The 25,954-nt window shown below is 70.4% G+C and carries 19 protein-coding genes and 2 tRNA genes; 11 read left to right on the top strand and 10 right to left on the bottom strand.

Annotation, left to right across the window (positions count from 1 at the left end; genetic code table 11):
• Positions 1–408: 408 nt before the first annotated feature.
• The 4 genes from BLV24_RS19130 to BLV24_RS19115 all read right to left on the bottom strand — a co-directional run bounded on the left by BLV24_RS19130 (position 409) and on the right by BLV24_RS19115 (position 4,301).
• The gene (locus tag BLV24_RS19130; protein ID WP_092684829.1) at positions 409–693 is read right to left on the bottom strand and encodes a putative quinol monooxygenase; all 285 of its coding nucleotides are present in this window, start codon (positions 691–693) and stop codon (positions 409–411) included.
• 166 nt (positions 694–859) lie between these two features.
• A complete protein-coding gene (locus tag BLV24_RS19125; protein ID WP_092684827.1) occupies positions 860–2,089 on the bottom strand; it encodes a S8/S53 family peptidase in 1,230 nt (409 codons plus the stop codon).
• Positions 2,090–2,452: 363 nt separating this feature from the next.
• Positions 2,453–3,862, bottom strand: a complete 1,410-nt coding sequence (gene glnA, locus BLV24_RS19120) for a type I glutamate--ammonia ligase (protein ID WP_092684824.1) — start codon at positions 3,860–3,862, stop codon at positions 2,453–2,455.
• A 100-nt stretch (positions 3,863–3,962) separates the two neighbouring features.
• Positions 3,963–4,301, bottom strand: a complete 339-nt coding sequence (locus BLV24_RS19115; RefSeq protein WP_092684822.1) for a P-II family nitrogen regulator — start codon at positions 4,299–4,301, stop codon at positions 3,963–3,965.
• 264 nt (positions 4,302–4,565) lie between these two features.
• On the opposite strand from BLV24_RS19115, the gene BLV24_RS19110 reads away from it, so the two are divergent.
• The 10 genes from BLV24_RS19110 (at position 4,566) to BLV24_RS19065 (ending at position 17,036) form a co-directional block, all read left to right on the top strand.
• Positions 4,566–6,173: an NAD(P)H-hydrate dehydratase gene (locus BLV24_RS19110; protein WP_245710664.1), complete on the top strand. Its 1,608-nt coding sequence runs from the start codon at positions 4,566–4,568 to the stop codon at positions 6,171–6,173.
• A 262-nt stretch (positions 6,174–6,435) separates the two neighbouring features.
• A tRNA-Leu gene (locus BLV24_RS19105) sits at positions 6,436–6,520 on the top strand.
• 126 nt (positions 6,521–6,646) lie between these two features.
• Positions 6,647–7,996 carry a trigger factor gene (gene tig / locus BLV24_RS19100; protein WP_092684861.1) on the top strand — a complete coding sequence of 450 codons (1,350 nt, stop codon included), beginning with the start codon at positions 6,647–6,649 and terminating at the stop codon, positions 7,994–7,996.
• Between the two features lie 496 nt (positions 7,997–8,492).
• A complete protein-coding gene (locus BLV24_RS19095; RefSeq protein ID WP_092684820.1) occupies positions 8,493–9,125 on the top strand; it encodes an ATP-dependent Clp protease proteolytic subunit in 633 nt (210 codons plus the stop codon).
• Between the two features lie 195 nt (positions 9,126–9,320).
• Positions 9,321–10,592: an ATP-dependent Clp protease ATP-binding subunit ClpX gene (gene clpX, locus BLV24_RS19090; RefSeq protein ID WP_092684818.1), complete on the top strand. Its 1,272-nt coding sequence runs from the start codon at positions 9,321–9,323 to the stop codon at positions 10,590–10,592.
• A 547-nt stretch (positions 10,593–11,139) separates the two neighbouring features.
• Positions 11,140–13,563 carry an endopeptidase La gene (lon, locus tag BLV24_RS19085; protein ID WP_092684816.1) on the top strand — a complete coding sequence of 808 codons (2,424 nt, stop codon included), beginning with the start codon at positions 11,140–11,142 and terminating at the stop codon, positions 13,561–13,563.
• 13 nt (positions 13,564–13,576) lie between these two features.
• Entirely contained in the window at positions 13,577–14,224 is a 648-nt protein-coding gene (locus BLV24_RS19080) for a mismatch-specific DNA-glycosylase (RefSeq protein ID WP_218133474.1), read from the top strand.
• A 300-nt stretch (positions 14,225–14,524) separates the two neighbouring features.
• On the top strand, positions 14,525–15,082 hold the full coding sequence (locus BLV24_RS19075; protein ID WP_092684814.1) for an amino acid synthesis family protein: 558 nt from the start codon (positions 14,525–14,527) through the stop codon (positions 15,080–15,082).
• A gap of 57 nt (positions 15,083–15,139) precedes the next feature.
• Positions 15,140–15,215, top strand: a tRNA-Val gene (locus tag BLV24_RS19070).
• Positions 15,216–15,392: 177 nt separating this feature from the next.
• Positions 15,393–17,036 (top strand): CTP synthase, encoded by a 1,644-nt coding sequence (locus tag BLV24_RS19065; protein WP_092684812.1) that lies wholly within the window; start codon positions 15,393–15,395, stop codon positions 17,034–17,036.
• A 126-nt stretch (positions 17,037–17,162) separates the two neighbouring features.
• Here the strand turns inward: BLV24_RS19065 and BLV24_RS19060 are convergent, their stop codons facing one another.
• From BLV24_RS19060 to BLV24_RS19050, 3 genes are all read right to left on the bottom strand, one after another.
• Positions 17,163–18,953, bottom strand: a complete 1,791-nt coding sequence (locus BLV24_RS19060) for a tetratricopeptide repeat protein (protein WP_092684810.1) — start codon at positions 18,951–18,953, stop codon at positions 17,163–17,165.
• A gap of 305 nt (positions 18,954–19,258) precedes the next feature.
• Positions 19,259–20,431 carry an acyl-CoA dehydrogenase family protein gene (locus tag BLV24_RS19055; protein ID WP_092684808.1) on the bottom strand — a complete coding sequence of 391 codons (1,173 nt, stop codon included), beginning with the start codon at positions 20,429–20,431 and terminating at the stop codon, positions 19,259–19,261.
• A 100-nt stretch (positions 20,432–20,531) separates the two neighbouring features.
• A complete protein-coding gene (locus BLV24_RS19050; protein WP_176954836.1) occupies positions 20,532–22,058 on the bottom strand; it encodes a class I adenylate-forming enzyme family protein in 1,527 nt (508 codons plus the stop codon).
• A gap of 230 nt (positions 22,059–22,288) precedes the next feature.
• On the opposite strand from BLV24_RS19050, the gene BLV24_RS21760 reads away from it, so the two are divergent.
• The gene (locus BLV24_RS21760) at positions 22,289–23,161 is read left to right on the top strand and encodes an IclR family transcriptional regulator (RefSeq protein WP_176954835.1); all 873 of its coding nucleotides are present in this window, start codon (positions 22,289–22,291) and stop codon (positions 23,159–23,161) included.
• 88 nt (positions 23,162–23,249) lie between these two features.
• Here the strand turns inward: BLV24_RS21760 and BLV24_RS19035 are convergent, their stop codons facing one another.
• The 3 genes from BLV24_RS19035 to BLV24_RS19025 form a co-directional block, all read right to left on the bottom strand.
• Positions 23,250–24,425, bottom strand: a complete 1,176-nt coding sequence (locus BLV24_RS19035; protein WP_092684804.1) for a thiolase family protein — start codon at positions 24,423–24,425, stop codon at positions 23,250–23,252.
• 3 nt (positions 24,426–24,428) lie between these two features.
• Positions 24,429–24,806 (bottom strand): Zn-ribbon domain-containing OB-fold protein, encoded by a 378-nt coding sequence (locus BLV24_RS19030; RefSeq protein ID WP_092684802.1) that lies wholly within the window; start codon positions 24,804–24,806, stop codon positions 24,429–24,431.
• 98 nt (positions 24,807–24,904) lie between these two features.
• Positions 24,905–25,816 carry an SDR family NAD(P)-dependent oxidoreductase gene (locus tag BLV24_RS19025; protein WP_245710663.1) on the bottom strand — a complete coding sequence of 304 codons (912 nt, stop codon included), beginning with the start codon at positions 25,814–25,816 and terminating at the stop codon, positions 24,905–24,907.
• Positions 25,817–25,954: the final 138 nt, after the last annotated feature.

Raw genomic sequence — 25,954 nt, 5'->3', positions numbered from 1 at the left:
GCCGAACGAACCGGGGGCGTGCGCCTGCGCCGCGACCCCAGGAGAAACCGCCCGCGCCCCGCCCGGACGCGGACGGTCCCAGCCCGATCCCGCCACCCCCCTCATGGCGCGGATCGGGCGCCTTCTTTCATGGGGGGCGCGGCCGGGGGGCCCTCCGCCCGGAGCGCCGAGCCTGCGCCGATCGTGGATCGGAAGGCCTGTCGTGAGCGCGGCTTCACCATCGGCGCGGCGCGGATCGTCGTTCCCGGCGTGGGGCTTTCGGGTTGGCGGCGATCGACAGGGCGCCGGCGGTGGCGCTGATGCTGCGCCGGTTCGCGGGCGCCGCCGCCGTGGCGGGCGGTCGCTGACCCCTGGGAAGCGCGCCGCGCCGGAGGTCCCGGCGCGGCGCCGCCCGATCAGGCCCCCCGATCAGGCTGCGGTCAGTCGCTGGATCGAGGGCGGGCCGTCCATGAAGGCGCCCATGGCGCGGCCCAGCGTGCGGAAATGGTCGGACTTGCGGTGGGCCTCGACGGCCTCGGCGTCCTTGTAGGATTCCACGAAGACGAAGGTCGAAGGCTCCTCGCCCTTGCACAGCACGTATTGCAGGCAGCCGGGCTCGTTGGCGTTGACCGCCTTGGCGAGCTCCTGCGCGGCGGCCTCGAATTCGGCCTCGGAGCCGGCTTTCGCCTTGATGGTGGCGATGGTGAACAGCATGCGTCTCTCCTCCCGGACCGCTGGGGCCCGATCATCCGGCCCCGCTCCTGGCGGCGGGGCTCTCTGCGGCGGGCATACGAGCGCGTATGTCGGACAATGGCAAGAGGGCGCCCCGCCGCCATGCCGATCATCACGGGGCGGATCGCACCGCGGGACGGGCGCCGGGTCAGCCGGCGGGAGGGCGTTTCTCCAGCGTCGGGGCGGCGGAGGGGGCGCGGGTCAGCAGGGCGGGGATGTCGAGCGTGGGGATCGGCTTCCATCGCCGCCCGTCACGGGCGGGGGTCATGTCGGCCTGCATCTCGGCGGCCGAGTCCTTCAGGGCCCAGCGGAAGGCCTCGACGATCTTCCAGCGCGCATCCGGCGCGCCGAACAGCCGCTCCAGCTCCGCCGCATGCCAGGTGCGCCACAGCGCGGCGGCGGCCGCGACCTGCGGCGTGGCGTAGGAGGTGCCGGAGGGTTCGTCCTCCTCGGTGTCCTCGGCCCAGTCGGGGCGGGGCGGGGTCGTGCGCATGTCGAAGCCGGCGCGGTTGATGCGCATGGCCTGGGCGTGGATGTCCACCCAGCGTTCGGCGTCGCGGTCGCGATAGCCGCCCGGCGGGTAGTGGCGGCATTGCCCGCCCGTGCCCTGGATGTCGTAGCCCGAGACGCCGATGGTGCGGTCCCAGCGGGCCGGGAAGATCACCCCGTCGATGACCTGACCGGCGGCGCAGCACAGGATCACCCCGGCCTCGTAGGTGCGGTTGACGGCGGGGGCGACGTTGGGGGCCATGCCCATCTCCCCGCCCAGCATGGCGCGGATCGGCTCGAAGATCCCCGCGAAGCCGGGATTGCCCATGGAGATCGACATGACCCCGGGCTGGGGGTCCTGGGCCAGCGCGTGCTCGATGGCCCAGCCCAGCCGCTCGGTGGCGCGGGACTGCATGGCGGGGCCGGCGATGTCGCCTTCGGCCTCGTAGAACAGCGGGCCGTTGGAGACCCGGTAGGGGATCACCCGCACGCCGGGCGCCGCGCCCTGCAGCGGCGCGCCGATGGGACCGCAGAGCGCGGAGAGCGTTTTGACCCCGTGATCGGGATATTCGATCAGCCCGGCCTGGGGGGAGGCGGTGCGCTCCATCCCGCAGACGGCGGTGGCATCGATGCCGGGTGGGGGCGGCGGGAACTGGTCGCAGGGACCGTCGACGAAGTTGCGCCCGCGCGAGAGCAGCAGCCAGGCGGGGGCGGGGGTTCCGGGGGGCCAGCCGATGCCCTCATGCGGGGCCACGCCGCTGTCGATATGGGCGATGATGGCGTGACCGGGAGGGCCGCCGTCGGGGCCCTCGGCCACCGCCAGCAGGTTGAGCGCCTGGGCGTAGGAGCCCCGGTCGGGCGTCGGCAGGCGGCGGATCAGATCGGACATGGCGGGCGGGCCTCCCCTGGCGCGGCTTGGGCTTGTCGTTGGGGAAAGCTTGGCACAGGCCGCGGGCGCGGGGAAGCGAATCCCGGTCGGGATGTGATGAAACGCACGTGAAAACAAACGGATAGCGGGGCCGCGCGTCAGCCGTGGCGCGGGTTGGGGCGGGGGCGCCCGCGCGGCGTTGCGACGGGGGCGCCGGGTGGCGCGGGGGCGCGACCCAGACGGTCCGTCCGGCGCCGGCGCCGGCGCGCGGGGCGGGCCCGGGCCGGAACGCGCGCGCCTCGGGGGCATTCGGGCGGAGGCCGCCCGCGAAAAAGGGCGGCGCCTTGCGGCGCCGCCCCCTGATTTCCGTCCGATCCGGCAGGATCAGAGGTTGTAGTACATCTTGTACTCGACCGGGTGCGGGCAGTGCTCGAAGGCGTAGACCTCCTCCCACTTCAGCTCGGCGTAGCCCTCGATCTGGTCGCGGGTGAACACGTCGCCCGCGGTGAGGAACTCGTAATCGTCCTCCAGCGAGGTCAGGGCTTCGCGCAGCGAGCCGCAGACGGTCGGGATGCCGGCCAGCTCCTCGGGGGGCAGGTCGTAGAGGTCCTTGTCGGCGGCCTCGCCCGGATCGATCTTGTTCTTGATGCCGTCGATGCCGGCCATCAGGAGCGCCGAGAACGCCAGGTAGGGGTTCGCGGACGGATCGGGGAAGCGGGTCTCGACGCGCTTGGCCTTCGGCGACTCGGACCAGGGGATGCGGATCGACGCCGACCGGTTGCGGGCGGAGTAGGCCAGCAGCACCGGGGCCTCGAAGCCGGGGATCAGGCGCTTGTAGGAGTTGGTCGACGGGTTGGTGAAGGCGTTCAGCGCCTTGGCGTGCTTCAGGATGCCGCCGATATACCACAGCGCCTCCTTGGAGAGGTCGGCGTACTGGTCGCCCGCGAAGAGCGGCTTGCCGTCCTTCCAGATCGACTGGTTGACGTGCATGCCGGTGCCGTTGTCGCCGGCGATCGGCTTGGGCATGAACGTGGCCGACTTGCCGTAGGCCGAGCAGACCTGCTGGATGACGTACTTGTACTTCAGGATGTTGTCGGCCTGCCCGCAGAGCGAGCCGAACACCAGGCCCAGCTCATGCTGGCACGAGGCGACCTCGTGGTGGTGCTTGTCGACCTTCATGCCGATGCGCTTCATGGTCGACAGCATCTCGGCGCGGAGATCCTGCATGTGGTCGACCGGGGGCAGGGGGAAGTAGCCGCCCTTGACGCCCGGGCGCATGCCGGAGTTGCCCATCTCGTAGTCGGCGTCGGTGTTCCAGGCGCCGTCGACGGCGTCGACTTCGTAGGACACCTTGTTCATCTCGACCGAGAACTTGACGTCGTCGAAGATGAAGAACTCGGCTTCCGGGCCCCAGAAGGAGTTGTCGCCGACGCCGGAGGTCTTGAGGAACTCCTCGGCCTTCTTGGCGGTGCCGCGCGGGTCGCGCTCATAGGATTCGTTGGTGTCCGGCTCCAGCACGTCGCAATGCACGCACAGGGTCTTCTCGGCGAAGAACGGATCCATGTAGATCGACGAAGCGTCGGGCATCAGCTTCATGTCGGACTTGTCGATGGACTTCCAGCCGGCGATGGAGGAGCCGTCGAACATCATGCCTTCGGCAAGAAAGTCCTCGTCGATCTCGTCCTTGATGACCGTCACGTGCTGCAGCTTGCCGCGCGGATCGACGAAGCGCAGGTCGAGATATTCGACGTCTTCGTCTTTCATGGTCTTGAGAACGGAACTTGCGTCGGTCATGCGTGATCCTCTCCTGGAGTGTTCGGGCGCCGGCTGCCGCGGGCGCGTCGCTGGGCCGCCGGAACCCGTGTGATCCGGCGGGATGGGTCTGGCCCGGGGGTCAGAGCGCGTCGGCGCCCTCTTCCCCGGTGCGGATGCGGATGGCCTGCTCGACATTGGTCACGAAGATCTTGCCGTCGCCGATCTTGCCGGTGCGCGCGGCGGCGACGATGGCCTCCACGGCGCGTTCGACCATGTCGTCCTCGAGCACGACCTCCAGCTTCATCTTGGGCAGGAAATCGACCACGTATTCGGCGCCGCGATAGAGCTCCGTGTGACCTTTCTGGCGGCCGAAGCCCTTGGCTTCGATCACGCTGAGGCCCTGGACCCCGATCTCCTGCAGCGCCTCCTTCACCTCGTCGAGCTTGAACGGCTTGATGACGGCCTCGATCTTCTTCATGGACCTCGGGCTCCCTCGGTTGCTGCGCGTCCGGACGGCCGCCCCCGCCGCCGTGTTCGCAAGATGTTATGCAGGGCTCATGCCAAGCATCTAGACCCGGCGGATGCAATGGGGGGCGCGTCCGCAGGTCGGCGGCGGGACGGGAATCGCGCGCCGGCGCCCAATCATAGGGCAAACTGCTCAAGACGTGGGCGATGAATGAGGGCTGAGCGGGGCGGGCTCGGCGGACGGGCGCGACGGGGCTTCGGCGAAGGAGAACGTGCGATGGAACTGCTGACCGCGGGCGAGATGAAGGCCGTCGAGGACCTGGCGATGGGCTCCGGCCAGGTGTCGGGGGGCTCCGGCCGGGTGACGGGGCGCGTTCTGATGGAACGGGCCGGCGCCGGCGTGGTCGCGGCGGTTCTGGCGCGGGCGCCGGAACTGGCGCATGGGGCGCGCGCGGCGGTGGCGCTGTGCGGGCCGGGGAACAATGGCGGCGACGGATTCGTCGTCGCGCGGCTGCTGGCGGCGCGGGGCTGGGCGGTGACGGTCTTCGCCTGGGGCGACCCGGCGCGGCGCCCGCCCGACGCGGCTTCGGCCGCCGCGGATTGGGAAGCGGTGGGCGAGACCCGGCCCTGGGACGCCGCGGCGATCCTTTCCGCGGTCGGGCGCGGCGGCGCGTCCGGCGCCCCGGATCTGGCCCCGGATCGGGCGCCGGACCTGGTGGTCGACGCGCTGTTCGGCGGCGGGCTGACCCGGCCCTTGCCGGCGGAGGTCTCAGGCCCGCTGGCCGCGCTGGGCGACCGGGCGCGGGTCGTGGCGGTGGATGGGCCGAGCGGGCTTTGCCTCGACAGCGGGCGGGGGCTCGGGTCCGCGCCGGCGCCGGCCTGGCTGACCGTGACGTTTCACCGGCCCCGGCTGGGGCATCACCTGGCCGAGGGGCCGGAGGCCTGCGGTCAGCTCGAGGTCGTCGATATCGGGCTGAGCGCGGCCGAGACCGCCGCCGCCGCGCCCCGCGCCGCGCATCTGGTCGGCCCGCCCTCCCGCGCGGCGCTGCTGAAGGGCGCGGGCGGTCACAAGTATTCGCACGGGCACGCGCTGGTGCTCTCCGGCGGCGTCGGGCGGGGCGGGGCGGCGCGGCTGGCGGCGCGGGCGGCGCTGCGGGCGGGGGCCGGGCTGGTCACCGTCGGCGCGCCTCCGTCGGCGCTGATCGAGAACGCGGCCCGGCTCGACGCCATCATGCTGCGACGGGTCGCGGACGGGCCGGGGCTGCTGGAGATGGAGGGGATCGGGAAGGTCTCCGCCCTCTGTCTCGGGCCGGGGCTGGGGCTGGGGGAGCGGACTCTGGGCCTGGTCGCGGCGGCGCGGCGGCTGGAACGGCCCTGCGTGCTGGATGCGGACGCGCTGACGGTGTTCGAGGGGCGGCCGGGGGAGCTGTTCGCGGAGCTTGGCCCCGACTGCGTGCTGACCCCGCATATGGGCGAGTTCCGGCGGCTGTTCCCCGACCTCGCCGGGCCGCTGGCCGCGCCGGCCGCGCGCGGACCGGCGGCGTCGCGCCTGGACGCCGCGCGGGCCGGGGCGGCGCGGGCCGGGGCGGTGCTGCTGCTCAAGGGGCCGGATACGGTGATCGCGGCGCCGGACGGGCGCGCGGCGGTGGCTTCGGCCGCCTATGGGCGCGAGGCGCCCTGGCTCGCCACCGCGGGGTCCGGCGACGTGCTGGCCGGGCTGATCTGCGGGCTGATGGCGCGGGGGCTCGGCGCGTTCGAGGCCGCGCAGGCCGGCGCCTGGCTGCATGTGGAGGCCGCGCGCGTCTTCGGCCCCGGCCTGATCGCCGAGGACCTGCCGGAGGCGCTGCCGGCGGTGTTCCGCGCGCTGATCGCCCGCGCCGCCTGATCCCGCCTGATCCCGCCTGATCCCGCCGGTGGGGGGGGCGCCGCGCGTCGACCCGCGCGCCCCTGGCGCGGTCCCGCCCGCGCGGCGACGCGGCCGTCGCGCCGGTGGAGCGGTTTCCAAGGCGCGCCGGTTTCCGGGGCCGCCGGCCGCGCGCCCGACCCGGGGCGAGCCCCCGGCGGCGCCTTTTTCGACTCGCACCCGCCGCGCAACCCTGCTACTTCCCCGCGGAATCCGCGCCGGGTCCCGCCCGGCGCCGGCCGCTGCGGGCGTGGTGGAATTGGTAGACACGCGAGGTTTAGGTCCTCGTGCCGCAAGGCGTGGGGGTTCGAGTCCCTCCGCCCGCACCAGTCTCCGGTCCCGCCGTCCGCGCCACGCGCGGCCGCCGGGAGGGGAGACGCAGATTCCGGGCCGCCGCCCCCCGTCCAGGGGCGCTGGCGTCGCCCGAAGCCGAGATGCTGGAGCAGGAAACGCAGATGCAGGTCGTCGAAACCAAGTCCGAGGGGCTCAGCCGGGCCTATGCCATGACGCTCCCCGCGTCGGAGCTGGCCGAGAAGATGAACGAGAAGCTCGTCGCCGCCCGCGCCGAAGTCCAGATGAAGGGCTTCCGCAAGGGCAAGGCGCCGCTGCCGCTGCTCAAGAAGATGTTCGGCAAGTCCCTGCTGGGCGAAATCGTGCAGGAGTCGGTCGACGGCGCCGTGCGCGAGCATTTCGAGCAGACCGGCGACCGCCCGGCCCTGCAGCCCGACATCAAGATCACCAACGAGGATTTCGACGAGGGCGACGACCTCCAGGTCGAGCTGGCCTATGACAAGCTGCCCGACGTCCCGACCCCGGATTTCGCGGCGATCACGCTCGACAAGCCGGTCGCGACCGTCGAGGACGCCGCCATCCAGGAGGCGCTCGAGAGCCTGGCCAAGAACGCCAAGGCCTTCGAGCCGCGCGACGAGGGCGGCTATATCGAGAACGGCGACCAGGCCACGATCGACTTCGTGGGCCGCGTCGACGGCGAGGCCTTCGAGGGCGGCTCGGGCGAGGATTTCCCGCTGGAGATCGGCTCGGGCTCCTTCATCCCCGGCTTCGAAGAGCAGCTCAACGGCGCCAAGGTCGGCGACGTGCGCGACGTGACGGTGACCTTCCCCGCCGACTACCAGGCCGAGCATCTGGCCGGCAAGGAAGCCGTGTTCACCTGCACGATCAAGGGCATCGGCTACCCGGTGGACTCCGCGATCGACGACGCGATGGCGGAGAAGTTCGGCGCCGAGAACCTCGAGGATCTCAAGGGCCAGATTCGCGAGAAGCTCGAAGCCGAGTACGGCGTCGCCTCCCGCGCGCTGGTCAAGCGCAAGCTGCTCGACGCGCTCGATGAGGCCGTGTCCTTCGACCTGCCGCCGGCGCTGCTGGAGATCGAGGCCAACCAGATCGCGCACCAGCTGTGGCACGAGGAGCACCCCGAGGTGCAGGGCCACGACCACGGCGACATCGAGACCACGGACGAGCACCGCAAGCTCGCTGAGCGCCGCGTGCGCCTCGGCCTGCTGCTGGCGGAGACCGGCTCGGCCAACGACATCCAGGTGTCCGAGAACGAGATCGTCCAGGCGATCGTGCGTCAGGCCCAGCAGATGAACGTGCCGCCGAAGGCCTTCTTCGACTATGTGCAGCAGAACGAGCAGGCGATGCAGCAGATCCGCGCCCCGCTGTTCGAGGACAAGGTCGTCGACTACATCCTGGAACTCGCCACGGTCACCGAGACCGAGGTGAGCAAGGACGAGCTTCAGGCCCAGCTCGAGGCCCTGGACGCCGAGGAGGAGGCGGTCTCCGCCTGATCCCGCCCCGACCGATGCGCGCCCCCTGAGAGGGGGGCGGAAACGCGGCCCGTCCCGGATAGTCCGGGGCGGGCCGTGCGCCTTTCCGGGGCGCGCGTCCGGCGCGCGCGCGGCCGGCCGGCCCTTGCGCGGTCACGGCGCGCGGGATGCGCCGGGGGAGCGGAGGTCCGGAGCGGAGGCGGGGAGCCGAGGGGCCCGGCGCGATCGGCTCCGGGCGTGGCGACATTCGGTCCCGGTCCCGGGGCGGCCTCTCGCGCCCGGCGCGCATCCGCGCCCTTCCGGGACAGGGCGGCGGCTTTCGGAAAAGCCCTGCGAGCCGCCGTGGCGTTAATCTTTCCTTATCGATCCGGAGGCGAGGCTGCGCAGGCGTCGCGCCGCCCGCCCTTGAAGCCCCCCCGACGACGGCATAGGACTCAGGTGGCACGTCCCGTTTCAAGCGCCGCCGCGCCGCCCCTTCGGCGCCGGCCGCGCCCCGCTCAGCGAAAGGCCCGTCCCCATGCAGGACCCGACCGAATTCTACATGAACACGCTCGTCCCCATGGTGGTCGAGCAGACCGCCCGGGGCGAACGGGCCTACGACATCTTCTCGCGCCTTCTGAAGGAGCGGATCATCTTCGTCTCCGGTCCGGTGCATGACGGCATGTCCACGCTGATCGTGGCGCAGCTGCTGTTCCTGGAAGCGGAGAATCCGAAGAAAGAGATCTCCATGTACATCAACTCGCCGGGCGGGGTGGTGACGTCGGGGCTCTCGATCTACGACACGATGCAGTACATCCGGCCCAAGGTCTCCACGCTCTGCGTGGGGCAGGCGGCCTCGATGGGCTCGCTGCTGCTGACCGCGGGGGCCAAGGACATGCGCTTCTCGCTGCCCAACAGCCGGATCATGGTTCACCAGCCTTCGGGCGGCTACCAGGGCCAGGCCACGGACATCCTGATCCATGCGCGGGAGACCGAGGCGCTGAAGCGTCGGCTCAACGAAATCTACGTCCAGCATACCGGCCAGGACTACGACACGGTTGAAGCCGCGCTCGAACGCGACAACTTCATGACGGCGGAGAAGGCTCGCGACTGGGGCCTGATCGACACCATCGTGACGACTCGTGAGACGCCGGAAGAGCCCACGGCGTAACGAAAAAATCCTGCGCCGCCCGTTCGGGGCGGCGCGCGGAACGCGCGGGATCGTCAGGGTTTCGACCTTGCGCCCGCAGCGACGACATGCACCAATGGCCCTCAGGCCGGGATTCGCGGCCCCCGGGCTAGCGTTCCCTTAAGGGTCGCGACCTTAGGGTGGCCCTGCGGCGGCGACCGCGGGCGGGAGAACTGGATGACCAAGCAGACCGGATCGGACTCGAAGAACACCCTCTACTGTTCTTTCTGCGGAAAGAGCCAGCATGAGGTGCGCAAGCTGATCGCGGGCCCGACCGTGTTCATCTGCGACGAATGCGTCGAGCTGTGCATGGACATCATTCGGGAGGAGACCAAGACCTCCCTGGTGAAGTCCTCCGACGGCGTGCCCACGCCGACCGAGATCTGCCAGGTTCTCGACGATTACGTGATCGGGCAGAAAACCGCCAAGCGCGTGCTCTCGGTGGCGGTGCACAACCATTACAAGCGGCTCAATCACGCCGCCAAGCAGCAGGACGTGGAGCTCAACAAGTCCAACATCCTGCTGATCGGCCCGACGGGCTGCGGCAAGACCCTGCTGGCGCAGACGCTGGCGCGGATCCTGGACGTGCCCTTCACCATGGCCGACGCCACCACGCTGACCGAGGCCGGCTATGTGGGCGAGGATGTGGAGAACATCATCCTCAAGCTCCTGCAGGCCGCCGATTACAACGTGGAGCGGGCGCAGCGCGGCATCGTCTACATCGACGAGGTCGACAAGATCAGCCGCAAGTCGGACAATCCCTCGATCACCCGCGACGTGTCGGGCGAGGGCGTGCAGCAGGCGCTTCTGAAAATCATGGAGGGCACCGTGGCCTCCGTGCCGCCGCAGGGCGGGCGCAAGCATCCCCAGCAGGAATTCCTGCAGGTGGACACGACCAATATCCTGTTCATCTGCGGCGGCGCCTTCGCGGGCATCGACCGGATCATCTCGCAGCGGGGCAAGGGCTCGGCCATGGGCTTCGGGGCGGAGGTGCGCTCCACGGACGACCGCCGCATCGGCGACGTGCTGGCGGAGCTGGAGCCCGAGGATCTGCTGAAATTCGGCCTGATCCCCGAGTTCGTCGGCCGCCTGCCGGTGATCGCGACGCTCAAGGACCTGGACGAACCCGCGCTGGTCCAGATCCTGTCGGAGCCGAAGAACGCCCTGGTCAAGCAGTACCAGCGCCTGTTCGAGATGGAGGAGGTGAAGCTCAACTTCACCGAGTCCGCGCTGCGCGCCGTCGCCCGCAAGGCGATCGAGCGCAAGACCGGCGCCCGCGGCCTGCGTTCGATCCTCGAGAACGTGCTGCTGGACACCATGTTCGACCTGCCCGGTTCCGAGGGCGTCGAGGAAGTGGTGGTCAACGACGAGGTGGTCGAGGGCCGCGCCCAGCCGCTGATGATCTACGCGGAGAAGAAGGGCGAGCCGGCCAACGCCTCGGCCTCCTGAGGCCCGGGGGCGCGACTCCGCCGCGGAACATCGGACGCGCCGTCCCTGGAAGGGGGCGGCGCGTCTGTGTTTCGGGGTGGGGTCGCTCGCCGGTCCCGTCGCGTCCCACCCCCGAGCGAGGCCGCGCGTCGACGGTCCCTCCGGCGGCGCCGTCGCGCCCGCGCGGCGCTTCATGGGTCGCGCCGGTGGCGTCGACGCGAAGGCCCTCGGTCGCCAAGGCGCTCGGCCTTGTCCTTCCCTGAGCCCGGCGGTCGCAATCACGAGACGGTCCCGTGAGCGCTGCATCGCAACGCCGCGCGGGCGGCGCGCCGGCAACGCAAGCTCCAGTTGACGCGCGGCTTCCGTCCCTGATCCGTCGCGCAGTCACATTTCCTAAATCTTCACCCCGTCAAACTGCCCCCGCGCTCCCGTCGCGACTTGAAACCCGGCCTCGGGGGAGCCAACTTGATATCGGACACGGCCGCGAGGACGGCCCGACCGATAATCCTGCGGGGGCGCCCGCGTCGCCTCGATCAGGGGCGCGGCGCTCCGCCGAAAAGGAAGACCCATGACCGACTCCACGCCGAGCGAAGCCAACCCGACCGTCACCCTGCCGGTCCTCCCCCTGCGCGACATCGTCGTGTTCCCCCACATGATCGTGCCGCTCTTCGTCGGGCGTGAGAAATCGGTGCGCGCGCTCGAAGAAGTGATGCGCGCCGACAAGCAGATCCTGCTCGCCTCGCAGACCGACGCGGGCGAGGACAATCCGTCCGAGAAGGACATCTACCGCACCGGCGTCGTCGCCAACGTGCTGCAGCTGCTCAAGCTTCCCGACGGCACCGTCAAGGTGCTGGTCGAGGGCCAGCGCCGCGCCCGGATCTCCGGCTTCATCTCTCCCGAGCCCTATTTCGAGGCCGAGGCCGAGCTGCTGGAAGAGGAGATCGGCGCCCCCGACGCGGTTGAGGCGATGACCCGCACCCTCGCCGACGAGTTCGAGAAATACGTCAAGCTCAACAAGTCCGTGCCCGATGAGGCGCTGGGCTCGATCGCCGATGTGGACAGCCCCTCGCGGCTCGCCGACACCATCGCCGGCCATCTCTCGGTCAAGCTCTCGGAAAAGCAGTCGCTGCTGGAGACGCTGTCGGTCGAAGCGCGGCTGGAGCGGATCTATGGCCTGATCCAGGGCGAGATCTCGGTGCTCAAGGTCGAGAAGAAGATCAAGAGCCGGGTCAAGACCCAGATGGAGAAGACCCAGCGCGAATACTACCTGAACGAGCAGATGAAGGCGATCCAGCGCGAGCTGGGCGAAGGCGATGACGGCCGCGACGAGATCGGCGACTACGAGGACCGCATCGACGCCGCCAAGCTCACCAAGGAAGCCCATGACAAGGCGCTGGCGGAGCTGAAGAAGCTGCGCAACATGGCGCCGATGTCGGCCGAAGCCACGGTGGTGCGCAACTACCTGGACTGGATGCTGTCGATCCCGTGGTCCAAGCGCTCGCGCGTCAAGAAGGACCTCGCCAACGCCGAGAAGATCCTCGACGACGACCATTTCGGGCTTGAGAAGGTCAAGGAGCGGATCATCGAGTTCCTGGCCGTCCAGAAGCGCTCGACCAAGCTGCGCGGCCCGATCCTGTGCCTCGTCGGCCCTCCGGGCGTCGGCAAGACCTCGCTTGGCCGCTCCATCGCCAAGTCGACGGGGCGCGAGTTCATCCGAATCTCGCTCGGCGGCGTCCGGGACGAGGCGGAGATCCGCGGCCATCGGCGCACCTATATCGGCTCGATGCCCGGCAAGGTCATCCAGTCGATGAAGAAGGCCAAGACCGTGAACCCGCTCATCCTGCTCGACGAGATCGACAAGATGGGCCAGGATTTCCGCGGCGACCCGGCCTCGGCGATGCTGGAGGTTCTGGATCCGGAGCAGAACTCCACTTTCATGGACCACTATCTGGAGGTCGAGTACGACCTCTCGAACGTGCTGTTCCTGACCACGGCCAACTCCTACAACATGCCGCGTCCGCTTCTGGACCGGATGGAGATCATCTCGATCTCGGGCTACACCGAGGACGAGAAGCTGGAGATCGCCAAGCGTCACCTGCTGCCCAAGCAGATGAAGGGCCACGGCCTGAAGGACGCCGAGTACAAGGTGGACGACGCCGCGATCCTCGAGATCATCCGGCGCTACACCCGCGAGGCCGGCGTCCGGAACCTGGAGCGCGAGCTGGCCAAGACCTGCCGCAAGGCGATCACCGAGATCGTCAAGGACGGCGCCAAGTCGGTGCATGTCGACGTGGCCAAGATCCACGACCATCTCGGCGTGCCCCGGTTCCGCTTCGGCCTGGCCGAGGAGACCGATCAGGTCGGCGTGGTCACCGGCCTCGCCTGGACCGAGGTCGGCGGCGACCTGCTGCAGATCGAGGCGCTGAAGCTGCCGGGCAAGGGCCGGATGAAGACCACCGGCAAGCTGGGCGACGTGATGAAGGAGTCGATCGACGCGGCCGCCTCCTGGGTCCGGTCGAAGTCGCCGAGCCTGGGCGTGAAGCCGCCGGAATTCGAGAAGCTGGACATTCACGTCCACGTCCCCGAGGGCGCGACGCCCAAGGACGGGCCCTCGGCCGGCGTCGGCATGGTGACCTCGATCGTCTCGGTGCTGACCGACATCCCGGTGCGCAAGGACATCGCCATGACCGGCGAGGTCACGCTGCGCGGCAATGTGCTGGCCATCGGCGGCCTGAAGGAAAAGCTGCTCGCGGCGCTGCGCGGGGGCATCAAGGTGGTGATGATCCCCAAGGAGAACGTGAAGGACCTGCCCGACATTCCCGACAACGTGAAGCAGGGGCTGGAGATCATCCCGGTGGAGAACGTCACCGAGGTGCTGGCGCACGCCCTGGTCCGCAAGCCGGAGCCGGTGGAGTGGACCGCGGCGGATGCCGAGGCCGCGGCCCGTGGCAGCGCGGAGACGGCGGCCGCGGCCGAGATCCGGGCGCATTGATCCCGGCCCGGGCATGAGCCCTGGCGGATATGACAAGCGGGGCGGGCGGAGCATATCCGCCCGCCCCGTTTCCATTTCCGGTTCCGTTGCGAGGCCGGGCGAGGGCGAGGGCGAGGGCGAGAGCGAGGGCCGGGGCGAGGAAGATGGCGGCCTCGACGCGCCGGGCCGGGTGCTGCCGGAATTGCTGGCGCCGGGGCTTCGGGTTGTCTTCGTGGGCTCGGCGGCGGGGCGCGTCTCGGCCCGGCGCGGCGCGTATTATGCGGGACCGGGCAATCGCTTCTGGCCGATCCTCGCCGAGACCGGGCTGACCCCGCGCCTGTTCGCGCCCGAGGCGTTTCCCGCGCTTCTGCCGTTGGGCATCGGGTTGAGCGACGTGAACGCCCGGCAGAGCGGCGCGGATTCCAGCCTCGACCCCGCCGCGGATGACCCGTCCGGGCTGGAGGCGAGGCTGCGGGCGGCCCGGCCGGCCATCGTCGCCTTCAACGGCAAGCGCCCGGCCGCGGCGGCGCTGGGACGCCCCAGCCGCGGCCTGCGCTTCGGCAGGCAGGCGGAGGACTGGGCCGGCGCCGCCTGCTGGGTGCTTCCGAGCACATCGGGCCTCGCCGTGCGCTGGTGGGATCCGGCTCCGTGGCGCGACCTCGCGGCGGCGGCGCGGGGCTGAACCGGCGGAAGCCGCGCGTCCGCCGTCGCGCTGGCGGCGCCCCTGCGCCCGCGCGGCCTGGCGCCGGGGTCGAGGGTGGAGACGACCGCCTATGGCGGGGCGCCCGCGACGACGGCGCCCCCCGCGCAACGCCGCGCGGGCGAGCGGGCGCCGCCAGCGCGCCGGTTCACGCGCGGCTCCCCACGCTTGCCGCAAGGGCCGTGGCGGGGCAGGCTCGCGCCACCTCGCCACCTCGCCACCTCGCCACCTCGCCACCTCGCCACCGCGCCCCCTCGCCCGCCGCATCCGGAGCCCGCGCCCATGCCCGCCTCGCCCCTCGTCCGAAAGACCCTGCTGATCCGCGAGACCGTGACCTCCGACGCGTTCGGCGAGCCCTGCGCGCCCATCACCCGCATCGCCGCGCTGGCCGTGGTGGCGAATCCGCTCGCCGGGCGCTTCCACGCGGACCTGACCCCGTTGTTCGAGATCGGCGCCGCGCTGGGCGAACGCCTCGCGGCCGAGGCCGCGGCGGCGCTGCCGGGACCCGCGATCTCCTACGGCAAGGCCGCGCTGGTGGGCGTGAACGGCGATCTGGAGCATGGCGGCGCCTGCATTCACCCGCGCCTCGGCGCCCCGATGCGGGCGGCGGTGGGGGGCGGCGCCGCGCTGATCCCCTCCAACGCCAAGCTCGCCGCCCTGGGCGCGCCCATCGACATCCCGCTGGGTCACAAGGACGACGCCTGGTCCTTCCCGCATTTCGACACGCTCACGGTGATGGTCGCCGACGCCCCCCGCCCGGACGAGATCGTGGTCTGCGTCGCCTATGCCGACGGCCCCCGCCCGCATCCCCGCGTCGGCGCCGGCCCTGTCGCGGGCTGAGTCCCCGCGGCCCCCGTTGACGCCCCGCGCCCGCTGACCTATCCAACGCCCCGACCCGGGCGGTTAGCTCAGCTGGCAGAGCGCCTCGTTTACACCGAGGATGTCGGCGGTTCGATCCCGTCACCGCCCACCATCCCGCCGCCGGCCCCGAAAGGCCGGTCCGTCGCACTCACGCTTCGCCCTACCTCAACTAGCGTCCGGCTTGTTTCGGGCCACGAAATCCTGTAGTTCGTGACTCCCGTGCAGATGGTCGGGCGCAGTCGGCGCCCGCCCCGGTCGCTTTCGATCCGATCACGGGAACACACCTTCCATGGCGCGCTTCATCTTCATCACCGGCGGCGTGGTCTCCAGCCTCGGCAAGGGCCTGGCCTCCGCCGCGCTGGGCTCGCTGCTGCAGGCGCGCGGCTTCTCGGTGCGGCTGCGCAAGCTCGACCCCTATCTCAACGTCGATCCGGGCACGATGTCGCCCTTCGAGCATGGGGAGGTCTTCGTCACCGACGACGGCGCCGAGACCGATCTCGACCTCGGCCATTACGAGCGTTTCACCGGCGTTCCGGCCCGCAAGACCGACTCGATCTCCTCCGGCCGGGTCTATTCCAACGTGCTGGAGCGGGAGCGGCGCGGCGACTACCTGGGCAAGACCATCCAGGTGATTCCGCACGTCACCAACGAGATCAAGGACTTCATCCGCATCGGCGAGGATGAAGTGGACTTCATGCTCTGCGAGATCGGCGGCACGGTCGGCGATATCGAGGGGCTGCCCTTCTTCGAGGCCATCCGCCAGTTCGCGCAGGAGAAGCCGCAGGGCGACTGCATCTTCGTGCATCTGACCCTGCTGCCCTACATCTCCGCTTCGGGCGAGCTGAAGACCAAGCCGACCCAGCACTCGGTGAAGGAGCTGCGCTCCATCGGTCTCGCGCCCGATGTGCTGGTCTGCCGCTCCGGCCGGCCGATTCCGGAGAAGGAGCGCGAGAAGCTGGCGCTGTTCTGCAATGTGCGGCCCGAGCGGGTGATCGCCGCGCGCGATCTCGACAGCATCTACGACGCGCCGCTGGTCTATCACGAGGAAGGGCTGGATCAGGCGGTGCTCGACGCCTTCCGGATCTCGCCGGCGCCGAAGCCGGACCTGACCAAGTGGAAGGACGTCTCGGACGCCGTGCATAGCCCCGACGGCGAAGTGCGTATCGCCATCGTCGGCAAGTACACGCAGCTCGAAGACGCCTACAAGTCGATCAACGAGGCCCTGACCCATGGCGGCATCGCCAACCGGGTGCGGGTGAAGGTCGAGTGGCTGGACGCCGAGATCTTCGAGGGCTCCGATTCCTCGCCCCATCTGGAGCGGTTCCACGGCATCATCGTCCCCGGTGGCTTCGGAGAGCGCGGGACCGAGGGCAAGATCAACGCCGCCCGCTTCGCGCGCGAGCGGCAGGTGCCCTATCTCGGCATCTGCCTCGGCATGCAGATGGCGGTGATCGAGGCGGCGCGGAACCTGGTGGGCATCGCCAACGCCGGGTCCCAGGAATTCGACCACGAGGCCGGAGACGCGCGGTTCGAGCCGGTGATCTTCCACATGTCCGAATGGGTGGAGGGCAACCGCACCGTCACCCGAGAGGTCGGCGACGACAAGGGCGGCACCATGCGTCTGGGCGCCTATGACGCGGTGCTGACGCCGGGCAGCCGGGTGTCGGAGATCTATGGCGGGACCGAGATCTCGGAGCGTCACCGCCACCGCTACGAGGTCGACATCGCCTATCGCGAGCGGCTGGAGGGCTGCGGGCTGAGCTTCTCGGGCCTGTCGCCCGACGGGCGCCTGCCGGAGATCATGGAGCTGCCCGACCACCCCTGGTATGTCGGCGTGCAGTTCCACCCGGAGCTGAAGTCCAAGCCTTTCGACCCGCATCCCCTGTTCCGCAGCTTCGTCGAGGCGGCCTTGCGCCACTCGCGCCTGGTCTGATCCCGCGCGCCTCGCCTGCGGGCGCGGCGCGGCGCGGGGGCGCAACGGAAAAGGGCGGCGGCGCGTATCCCGCGCCGCCGCCCTTTTCATGTCCGCGCCCCGGGGGCGGTCCGCAAGGCCCGCCCGTCAGAGTTCGTTGAGCATGTCCCGAACCTTGGGGGCTTCCTCGTGGTTGGGGTTGAGCTCCAGCGCCTTCTCGAACTCCGCCTTCGCCTCGGCGTTGCGGGACCGGGCCAGCATCACATAGCCGAGGTGATAGCGGATCTCGGCCTCTTCGGGCAGCATGCTCACGGAGCGGGTCAGCAGGCGCTCGGCCTCGCCCAGCGAGCCGACCTTGTAGAGCACGAAGCCCAGCGTGTGCATCACCGCGGGGTTCTCGGGCTGAAGCTGCAGGGCGCGGCGGGCGTAGGTCAGGGCCTGCTGCTCCTGCTTCAGGCGCACCAGCACCAGGGCGAGGTTGTTCATCGCCGCCCAGTTGTCGCGCTGCTTTTCGACCACGTCGCGATAAAGCTCGGCCGCCGGCCCGTCCATCCGCGCCCGGTCGAGCAGGGTGGCGTAGATGAACCGGTCCTGCGCGCTGTCGGGGCTCTGCGCCAGGATCCGCTCGCCGTATTTCACCGCGGTGTCGATGCGGTCGAGGTCGCGGGCGACGGTGGCGGCGATGCGCAGCAGGGTCAGGTCGTCGGGATGTTTTTCGAGCCCCGCCGCGGCGCTGTCCAGCGCGCCCTCCAGATCCAGTATGTCGCGCTGGAACAGGGCGAGCCGGACGTAGTTGTTCGGATCGTCCGGGAACAGCCTCACCGCGCGGTCCAACGTGGCGCGGGCGTCGTCCGCGCGGTTGGCGGCGCGCTGGGCGCCGGCCAGGGCCGCCAGCGCGCCGGAGCTGGCGCCGTCGCGGTCGATGACCTGGTTGTAGAGCGCCACGGCCTCTTCCGGCTTGCCGTTCTGCAGCAGGACGGCGGCGTAGCGGGCCTCGATCGGCGCCGGCGAGGCGGCCATCGAGATGGCCTTCAGGAAGGTCTCGCCCGCCGCGTCGGCTTCGCCGAGGGAAAGCTGGGTCTCGGCGATCTGGACGATGGGCGCGGGGCTGTCGGGCGCTTCCTCGGCCAGGGCCTCGAAGATCTCCATCGCCTGGTTGGGCACGCCCAGGGCGCGCAGGGCGACGCCGTGGCCGAGCCGCGTCTGAAGGTCCTTCTCGTCGATGGCCAGGGCGAATTCGTACTGGCGCACCGCCTCCTCATAGCGACGCTGGCCCAGGATCGCCTCGGCCAGCACCCGGTGGACGGCGACGCCGACATCCCGGTCGCGCTGCCACAGCGACAGCAGGGAGACGGTCTTGTCGAATTCGCCGCGCGCGTTGTAGAGCGCGCCGAGATTGACCCGGATCCCCGGTTCCAGGCCCGCCGGCTCCTGGGCCGCGATCTCGTAATGGGTCAGCGCGTCGCCGGGGCGGCCGAGCGCCTCGTAGACCCGGCCCAGGCGGGCATGGGCGCCGTAGAGCTTGGGGTCGAGTTCCACCGCCGCCTCAAGCGCCTCGCGCGCGCCGTCGAGATCGCCATTGCCGACCAGCAGCACCGCCCGGTTCACATGCGCCGAGGCGATGGCGGGGTTCATGCGGATCGAGAGCTCGATCTCGGCCAGCGCCTCCTCGTCCCGATCCATGCGGCCGAGGATGGCGCCGAGCACCTCATGCGCCTGGGCCGAGCCCGGGTTGAAGCGCAGGAAGGTGCGCGTGATCTTCTCCGCCTCGGCGTAATCGCCTTCGCGATAGAGCCGGATGGCGTGGTTCAGCGCTTCGTCCGTCTGCTGCTGCTCGGTGAAAGGGTCCATGGAGGCGGCCCGGGCCGGGCTGTCCGCGACCCCGGCAAGGCCGGCGGCGGCGGCCGCGGCGAGCAGGGAGAGGAGCGGTTTGCGCATGGGCTGAGTCCTGTAAGTCCGTTGCGTCGGTTCGAGGCGTTGGCCGGGGCGGGCGTATCGCCGGTCCGGTTCCCGCGGACTATATCGCGGCCGGCCGGCTGAACAAGCGACGCCAGGCTGTCGAGATGTAAACCGACGCCAGAATGGCCTTGCGGGGCGGGGATTTCAACGTCGCCGGGGTCACGCGCGCGCGATGAACGCGACGACGCGGCCCGTCCGAAGCGTGGGCGTCGGCCGCGCAAGAAAAAAGGGGGCCGCCCGGCATGGGCGGCCCCCTCCATGTCGGGGCTGGCCGAGCGCGCGGCTCAGTTGACGCCCATGCGGTTCTTCACCACGCCGCGCGCGATGACGATCTGCTGGATCTGGGACGTGCCCTCGTAGATCCGCAGCAGGCGCACGTCGCGATAGAGCCGCTCGATATCGTATTCGGCCATGTAGCCGGCGCCGCCATGGATCTGCAGGCAGCGGTCGGCGACGCGGCCGGCCATCTCCGAGCAGAAATACTTGGAGCAGGCGGCCTCCATCGGCGCCGCGCCCACGGCGTCGTAAAGCGTCGCGGTCGCGTGGGTCAGGGCGCGGGCCGCGGCGATCTCGGTCTGGCAGTCGGCGAGCAGGCCCTGGACCAGCTGATGCTCGGCGATGGGCTTGCCGAACTGCTTGCGCTCGATCGCGTAGTCGGTGGCGATGTCCAGCATCCGCTGCGAGGTGCCCGTGGCCATGGCCGAGATATGCACCCGGCCGCGGTCCAGCACCCGCATGGCGGTCTTGAAGCCCATGCCCTCGCGCTCGGGCCCGCCGATGATGTTCTCCACCGGGACCCGCACGTTCTCCAGGAACACGTCCGAGGTCTTGGTGCCCTTCTGGCCCAGCTTGCGGTCGGCCTTGGCCACCGTCAGGCCCGGCGTGTCGGCGGGCACGATGAAGGCGGTCACGCCGCCGGCGCCGTCGATATCGGGATTGGTGCGGGCCATCAGCGTGAACACCGAGGCGCGCAGCGCGTTGGTGATGTAGCGCTTGGAGCCGTTGATGACGAAGTGATCGCCCTCGCGCCGCGCCGTGGTCTTGATATGCGCGGCGTCGGAGCCGACGTCCGGCTCGGTCAGCGCGAAGGAGGCCGAGGCCTCGCCGGTGGCGAGCTTGGGCAGCCATTCGCGCTTCTGCGCCTCGGTCCCGTGCATCTGGATGCCCTGGGAGCCGATGCCGACATTGGTGCCGATCAGCGAGCGGTAGGACAGCGAGGCGTAGCACAGCGCCTCGACCAGCCGGGCCTCCTGCAGGGTCGACAGGCCGAGCCCGCCGTATTCCTCGGAGATGGACATGCCGTAGAGGCCCATCTCCGCCATTTCCTTGACGATCTCGGGCGGGATCTCGTCCTCGGCCTCGACGCGGCCTTCGTTGGGGATCAGCCGCTCGCGGGTGAAGCGGGTCACCACGTCCAGCAGGGCCTCGAAAATGTCGTCGTCGACTCCGACGCTCATGAGCGTTCTCCTCGCCTTTTGTCGGTCATTGACCGTCCGTATAGTAAGTCCGCCCCCCGCCGGCAATCGCATCCGGGCGCCGTCGGGGAGGCGGGGGGACTCAGAGCTCTGATTTCAGTGCGTTCTTCAGGATCTTGCCGGTCGGACCGATCGGCAGCTCCATCGCCCTTATCTCGGCGGGCAGCTTGTAGGGGCTCAGCCGCTCGCGCAGCCAGGCTTTCATGCCGGCCTCGTCGAGCGTCTCGCCCGGCTTGAGCTGGACGAAGGCCACCACTTCCTCGTTGCCCTCCACCGGGCGGCCGAGCACGGCGACCATGGCCACCGCGGGATGGTCGGCGATCACCGCCTCCACGTCGGAGGGGTAGACGTTGAAGCCGGAGCGGATGATCAGCTCCTTCTTGCGCCCGACGATGCGGATCATGCCGTCGGGGTCGCGGCTGGCGATGTCGCCGGTGGCGAGCCAGCCGCCGTCCCGGATCACCTCGGCGGTGGCTTGGGGATTGCGGAAATAGCCGATCATGCGCGCCGGGCCGCGGGCCCAGAGCTCTCCGGGCGCGCCGTCGGGCACGTCCCCGCCGTCCTCGCCGACCAGGCGCACCTCGATCTCCGGGGCGGGCTGGCCGACCACGTTGGCCTCGGTCTCCACGCCCGGGGGGACGCGGGCGATGGGCACGATCTCCGAGCAGCCGTAGCCGTTGCCGACGGTGACGCCGAGCTCCGCCTTCACGCGCCGCTGCAGCGACGGCTCCAGCGGCGCGCCGCCCGAGCCGAGGACGCGCAGGCGCGAGCCCTCGCGCAGGTCGACGCCGTTCTCCCTGGCCCAGTCGAGCAGGCGCACGAAGGCCTGGGGGACGGCGACCATGAAAGTGACCTGGCCGGCGCGCAGCGCCTCGGCCGTGGACTGCGCCTCGAACCGGTCGGGAAGGCGCAGGACGGCGCCGCAGGCGAAGGCGGCCAGAAGGTTGGAGGCGAGGCCGGTCATGTGGCTGAGCGGCGCGATGCACCACACCTCGTCCGCGGTGTTCAGCCCGCGGGCCAGTCCCTGCGAATGGGCCTGGTAGATCAGGGCGGCGTTGGACAGCATCACGCCCTTGGGGGTGCCGGTGGTGCCCGAGGTGAACATCATCAGCGCCACGCGCTCGCCCACCGGGCCCAGCGGTTCGGGCTTCGGGTCGCCGCCGGTGGCGAAGGCGGCGATCCCGCCCAGGTCGGGATCGGTCCATTCCGCGGCGCCCAGCCGGGCGGCATGGGCGGCGGCGGCGGGGGAATCGCCGGAGGCGAACAGCACCAGCCGCGGCTCGGCGAAGTCGATCAGCGCGTCGACCTCGGCCGCCGACATGCGGGCGTTGACCAGCGTCGTCCAGGCGTCGAGCCGGTTGAGCGCGCAGAGCGCCCCGGCCGTGGCGGCGCAGTTCTCGGTGACCATCATCACCCGGTCGCCCGGGCCGACGCCGCGCCCCGCGAGATCGGCGCGCAGCCGCTCGATGGCGGTTTCGAGCCCCGCCCAGGTCAGCGACCCGCGTGAGCTGACCAGCGCCAGCGCGTCGGGGCGCCGCTCCGCCCAGATCCGGGGGAATTCGCCGGGCCGTTCGACCTCGGCGGCGATGGAGGTTGTGGCCATGGTCATGTCTGCGTTGCGCCTCCCGCGCCGAATATTTCTTTCGCATCCGATTAGCAGAGCCGTTAAGGTTCCGCTATGCGAAACGCATGGCGCGCAGGGAGGCGCGTCGTCGCGTCCTGTCCGCATCCGCGCCGGCGGCTGGCCGTCGACGCGGGGCGGGGCGGTGGCATGCGGCAAGAAAACCGACCGGCGGCGGCGTCGAACAAGCCGGCCGGCAGAAAAGGGGAGGCGAGGGAATGGCGACCGAAACCGACAGCGGCGCGACGCGCAGGGGCCTGCGGCGGCCGGGGCTGGCGTCGCGGCGGATTCCGCTGCGCCTGAACGACGCCGAGCTGGCCGCGCGCCATGGCGAGGACCGCAAGTTCGTCTGGTCGCTGGCCCGCGCCTTCGAGCTGCTGCACGCGTTCCGGCCGGGGCAGGGGCCGCTGGGCAACGCCGAGCTTTCGGCCCGCACCGGCCTGCCCAAGGCCACCGTGACCCGGCTGACCTACACGCTGACCCAGCTCGGCTATCTCCGCCAGTCGGAGCTCGACGGGCGCTATCAGCCCAGCCCGGCGCTGCTGGCCATCGCCTATCCGGTGCTGGCCAATATCGGCATCCGCCAGATGGCGCAGGAGCGGATGCAGCGGCTGGCCGACCACACCGGCGCCTCGGTGGCGCTGTCGAGCCCGGACGGAGACATGATGATCTACGTCTCGGCCTGCTCGTCCTCGGCGCTGGACGCGCTGCTGCTGGACATCGGCAGCCGGGTGGGGATGACGCAATCGGCGGCGGGGCGGGCCTACCTGTCCTCGCTCGAAGACGATGAGCGCGAGGCGATGTTCGAGCATTTCGCCGGGCGGCTGGGGCCGGATTGGGCGGATCTCAAGCCCCGCATCCTCGATTCCATCGCCGAGATCCGGGAACGCGGCTTCTGCTACGTGGACCGGGAATGGCGCGAGGACGTGCGCGCGGTGGCGACGCCGATCGCGGACCTGGACGGGACCACGCGCATGGCGCTGACCGTGGGCGGCCCGGCCTTCGCATTGGCGCCCGAGCAGATGGTCGAGGATTTCGGCCCCCGCCTTGTGCACCTCGCCCGCGGGCTCAGCCGCGCGCCGATGCGCTAGGGCGGCGCGTGCCGAAGCATGAGCGCCCACGAAAAAGGGGCGGGCCATGCGGCCCGCCCCTTCGCGTTTCGGAGGTCGTCCCGCGGGATCAGAGCGCCGCGTCGGTGCCCAGGATCGCGGTGCACTGGCTCGACAGCACGCCGCCGTTGCCATGGGCCAGCGACACGTCGATCTGGCCGGCCTGACGGGCGCCGCCCTCGCCGCGCAGCTGCTGCACGGACTCGATCACCGTGTAGACGCCGTACATCCCCGGATGCACGCAGCTCAGGCCGCCGCCATTGGTGTTGAGCGGCAGCGAGCCGCCCGGCGCGATCCTGCCGTCCGACACGAACCGCCCGCCCTCGCCCTTGGGGCAGAAGCCGAGATCTTCGAGGAACAGCACCGGGTTGATGGTGAAGGCGTCGTAGAGCATCAGGTGCTGCACCTCGGCCGGGGTCATCCCGGCCATGGCGAAGGCCTCCTTGCCCGACTGCGACGCGCAGGTCACGGTCAGGTCGGGCAGGTTGGTGATCTTCTGATGCCAGGCCGCGGTTCCGGCGCCCAGCATGTAGACCGGCTTCTTCTTCAGGTCCTTGGCGCGATCCGCCCGGGTCATCACGAAGGCGCCGCCGCCATCCGTCACCAGGCAGCAGTCGCGCACCGTGAAGGGGCTCGACACCGGGCGCGCGTCCAGCACGTCCTGCACCGACAGGTCGCCCTGCATGAAGGCCTCGGGGTTCAGGTTCGCCCATTTGCGGGCGGCCACCGCGACCTCGGCCAGGTTCTCGCGCGTCGTGCCGTACTGGTGCATGTGGCGCTGGGCCGCCATGGCGTAGGCGCCCACGGGCATGGGCGGGGAATAGACCGTCTCGTAGTCATAGGCGGCCATGGTGGCGCGGGCCTTGGCCATCGCCTTGCGGTCCATCTCGCCGGTGCGCTGGACCGAGCCGTAGCAGACCAGCACCGCGTTGCAGATGCCGTATTCCAGCGCCATCGCGGCGGGCAGCATGTGCTCCACGAAGGACGACCCGCCGATGCAGGTGCCCTCGATGAAGGACGGCTTGATCCCCAGATGCTCGATAACCGACAGGGGCCACATGGCGTTGGAGGTCGAGCAGGTGGCGATGCCGTCGATATCGGCCAGCGTCAGGCCGGCGTCCTCGATGGCGAGCTTGGAGGCCTTGATAGCCAGGTCCATCTCGGTGTTGCCCGGCGCTTCGCCCGACCCGTAGGTGGCGACGCCGACGACCGCGGCCTTGCCGCGCAGATCAGAGGGTTTGGCCATGGATCAGGCTCCCGTCGCCAGGTCGAACACAACGGCGGGCTGGCCGCCGATCTCGGACAGGCGCGCCTTGACCCGCGCGCCGATCTCGATGGCGTCGTTCTCGACGCCCTCCAGCCGCGACATCATCCGCGGGCCTTCGTCCAGATCGACCATGATCACGTTGTAGGGCCCGCCCTGTTCGGCGCGCCGGTTGACCACGGTGTAGGTGTAGATCGTGCCCAGGCCCGAGGGCTCGACCCATTCCAGGTCGTCGGCGCCGGTGCCCGGCGCGATCTCGCGCGGGTAATAGACATAGGCGTCGGTCGAGGGGGACTTCTGGATCCGCCACTTGCCGGCGGCCATCGCCTCCCGGAATTCCTTCTCTTTTCCGATTTCGCTCATCTGCCGGTCTCCTCCAGGCATTTGTCTTGCGGCGCCCGCCGTCGATGCGGCGGGCGTCCCTTGTCATTGGCCGGGACGCGCCCGGCGGGGGCTCGGGGTCAGACCGGGTCCCAGGTGAAGATGTCGCCCGAACGGTCCAGCGGGAAGAAGCTGCCCTTCAGCGCGGGGATCGCATGCTCGAGCACCGTCTCCGGGGTCCAGCCCTCGGCGTTGTGGATCGAGCGGATGGGCCGCGGCTGGCTCATCAGGAAGATCTCGTTGGAGCGCACGGCGAAGATCTGGCCGTTGACGTCGGACTTGTCCGACAGCAGGGCGACGGCCAGCGGCGCGATCTTGGCCGTGGTCATCTTCTTCATGCGCTCGATCCGGGCCTCCTCCTCGGGGTTCTTGGCGGGGATCGAGTCCAGCATCCGGCTCCAGGCGAAGGGCGCGATGCAGTTGGACCGCACGTTGAACTTCTGCATGTCGAGCGCGATGGACTTCGACAGGGCGGCGACGCCGAGCTTGGCGGCCGAGTAGTTGGCCTGCCCGAAATTGCCGATCAGGCCGGAGGTCGAGGTCATGTGCACCATGGCCCCCGATTCCTGGTCCTTGAACAGGTTCGCCGCGGCGCGCGAGACGTAATAGGCGCCGTAGAGATGCACCTTGATCACCGCGTCGAATTCCGGCTCCGACATCTTGTGGAAGAAGCGGTCGCGCAGGATGCCGGCGTTGTTGACCACGCCGTCGACGCGCCCGAAGGCGTCGACCGCGGTCTGGATGATGCCGGCCGCGCCCTTGGGGTCGGACACCGAATCCGTGTTGGCCGCGGCCTCGCCGCCGGCGGCCTTGATCTCTTCCACCACCTGCTGGGCCGGACCCGCGTCATGCCCCTCGCCGGTCAGCGAGGCGCCGATGTCGTTGACCACGACCTTGGCGCCGCTCTTGCCCATCGCCAGCGCGATATCGCGCCCGATGCCGCCGCCGGCGCCGGTGACCACGACGACCTTGCCCTCGACCATTCCGCTCACGTGTCTCTCCATGCTCCCTGGATGGGGTGTGTCGGGCACTCTGTCATAACCGGCCGGCAGGGAGAATATCCGGGCTCGGCGACATCTGAGCGCCCCTTGCGTCAACGCGGGGACCGGGGTCCCCGTCGGGCGGGCGGG

The organism is Albimonas donghaensis (assembly GCF_900106695.1).
Lineage (GTDB): Bacteria > Pseudomonadota > Alphaproteobacteria > Rhodobacterales > Rhodobacteraceae > Albimonas > Albimonas donghaensis.
The sequence above is the reverse complement of the archived record's forward strand: the minus strand, read 5'-3'. Positions and strand labels throughout refer to the sequence as shown.

Excerpts from the sequence above, each read along its gene's own strand:
- BLV24_RS19130 (WP_092684829.1), bottom strand. The coding sequence starts at position 693 with ATGCTGTTCACCATCGCCACCATCAAGGCGAAAGCCGGCTCCGAGGCC.
- BLV24_RS19055 (WP_092684808.1), bottom strand. The coding sequence starts at position 20,431 with ATGAGCGTCGGAGTCGACGACGACATTTTCGAGGCCCTGCTGGACGTG.
- BLV24_RS19060 (WP_092684810.1), bottom strand. The coding sequence starts at position 18,953 with ATGCGCAAACCGCTCCTCTCCCTGCTCGCCGCGGCCGCCGCCGCCGGC.
- lon (WP_092684816.1), top strand. The coding sequence starts at position 11,140 with ATGACCGACTCCACGCCGAGCGAAGCCAACCCGACCGTCACCCTGCCG.
- clpX (WP_092684818.1), top strand. The coding sequence starts at position 9,321 with ATGACCAAGCAGACCGGATCGGACTCGAAGAACACCCTCTACTGTTCT.
- glnA (WP_092684824.1), bottom strand. The coding sequence starts at position 3,862 with ATGACCGACGCAAGTTCCGTTCTCAAGACCATGAAAGACGAAGACGTC.
- tig (WP_092684861.1), top strand. The coding sequence starts at position 6,647 with ATGCAGGTCGTCGAAACCAAGTCCGAGGGGCTCAGCCGGGCCTATGCC.
- BLV24_RS19095 (WP_092684820.1), top strand. The coding sequence starts at position 8,493 with ATGCAGGACCCGACCGAATTCTACATGAACACGCTCGTCCCCATGGTG.
- BLV24_RS19035 (WP_092684804.1), bottom strand. The coding sequence starts at position 24,425 with ATGGCCAAACCCTCTGATCTGCGCGGCAAGGCCGCGGTCGTCGGCGTC.
- BLV24_RS19065 (WP_092684812.1), top strand. The coding sequence starts at position 15,393 with ATGGCGCGCTTCATCTTCATCACCGGCGGCGTGGTCTCCAGCCTCGGC.
- BLV24_RS19075 (WP_092684814.1), top strand. The coding sequence starts at position 14,525 with ATGCCCGCCTCGCCCCTCGTCCGAAAGACCCTGCTGATCCGCGAGACC.
- BLV24_RS19030 (WP_092684802.1), bottom strand. The coding sequence starts at position 24,806 with ATGAGCGAAATCGGAAAAGAGAAGGAATTCCGGGAGGCGATGGCCGCC.
- BLV24_RS19050 (WP_176954836.1), bottom strand. The coding sequence starts at position 22,058 with ATGACCATGGCCACAACCTCCATCGCCGCCGAGGTCGAACGGCCCGGC.
- BLV24_RS19115 (WP_092684822.1), bottom strand. The coding sequence starts at position 4,301 with ATGAAGAAGATCGAGGCCGTCATCAAGCCGTTCAAGCTCGACGAGGTG.
- BLV24_RS19080 (WP_218133474.1), top strand. The coding sequence starts at position 13,577 with ATGAGCCCTGGCGGATATGACAAGCGGGGCGGGCGGAGCATATCCGCC.
- BLV24_RS21760 (WP_176954835.1), top strand. The coding sequence starts at position 22,289 with ATGGCGACCGAAACCGACAGCGGCGCGACGCGCAGGGGCCTGCGGCGG.
- BLV24_RS19125 (WP_092684827.1), bottom strand. The coding sequence starts at position 2,089 with ATGTCCGATCTGATCCGCCGCCTGCCGACGCCCGACCGGGGCTCCTAC.
- BLV24_RS19110 (WP_245710664.1), top strand. The coding sequence starts at position 4,566 with ATGGAACTGCTGACCGCGGGCGAGATGAAGGCCGTCGAGGACCTGGCG.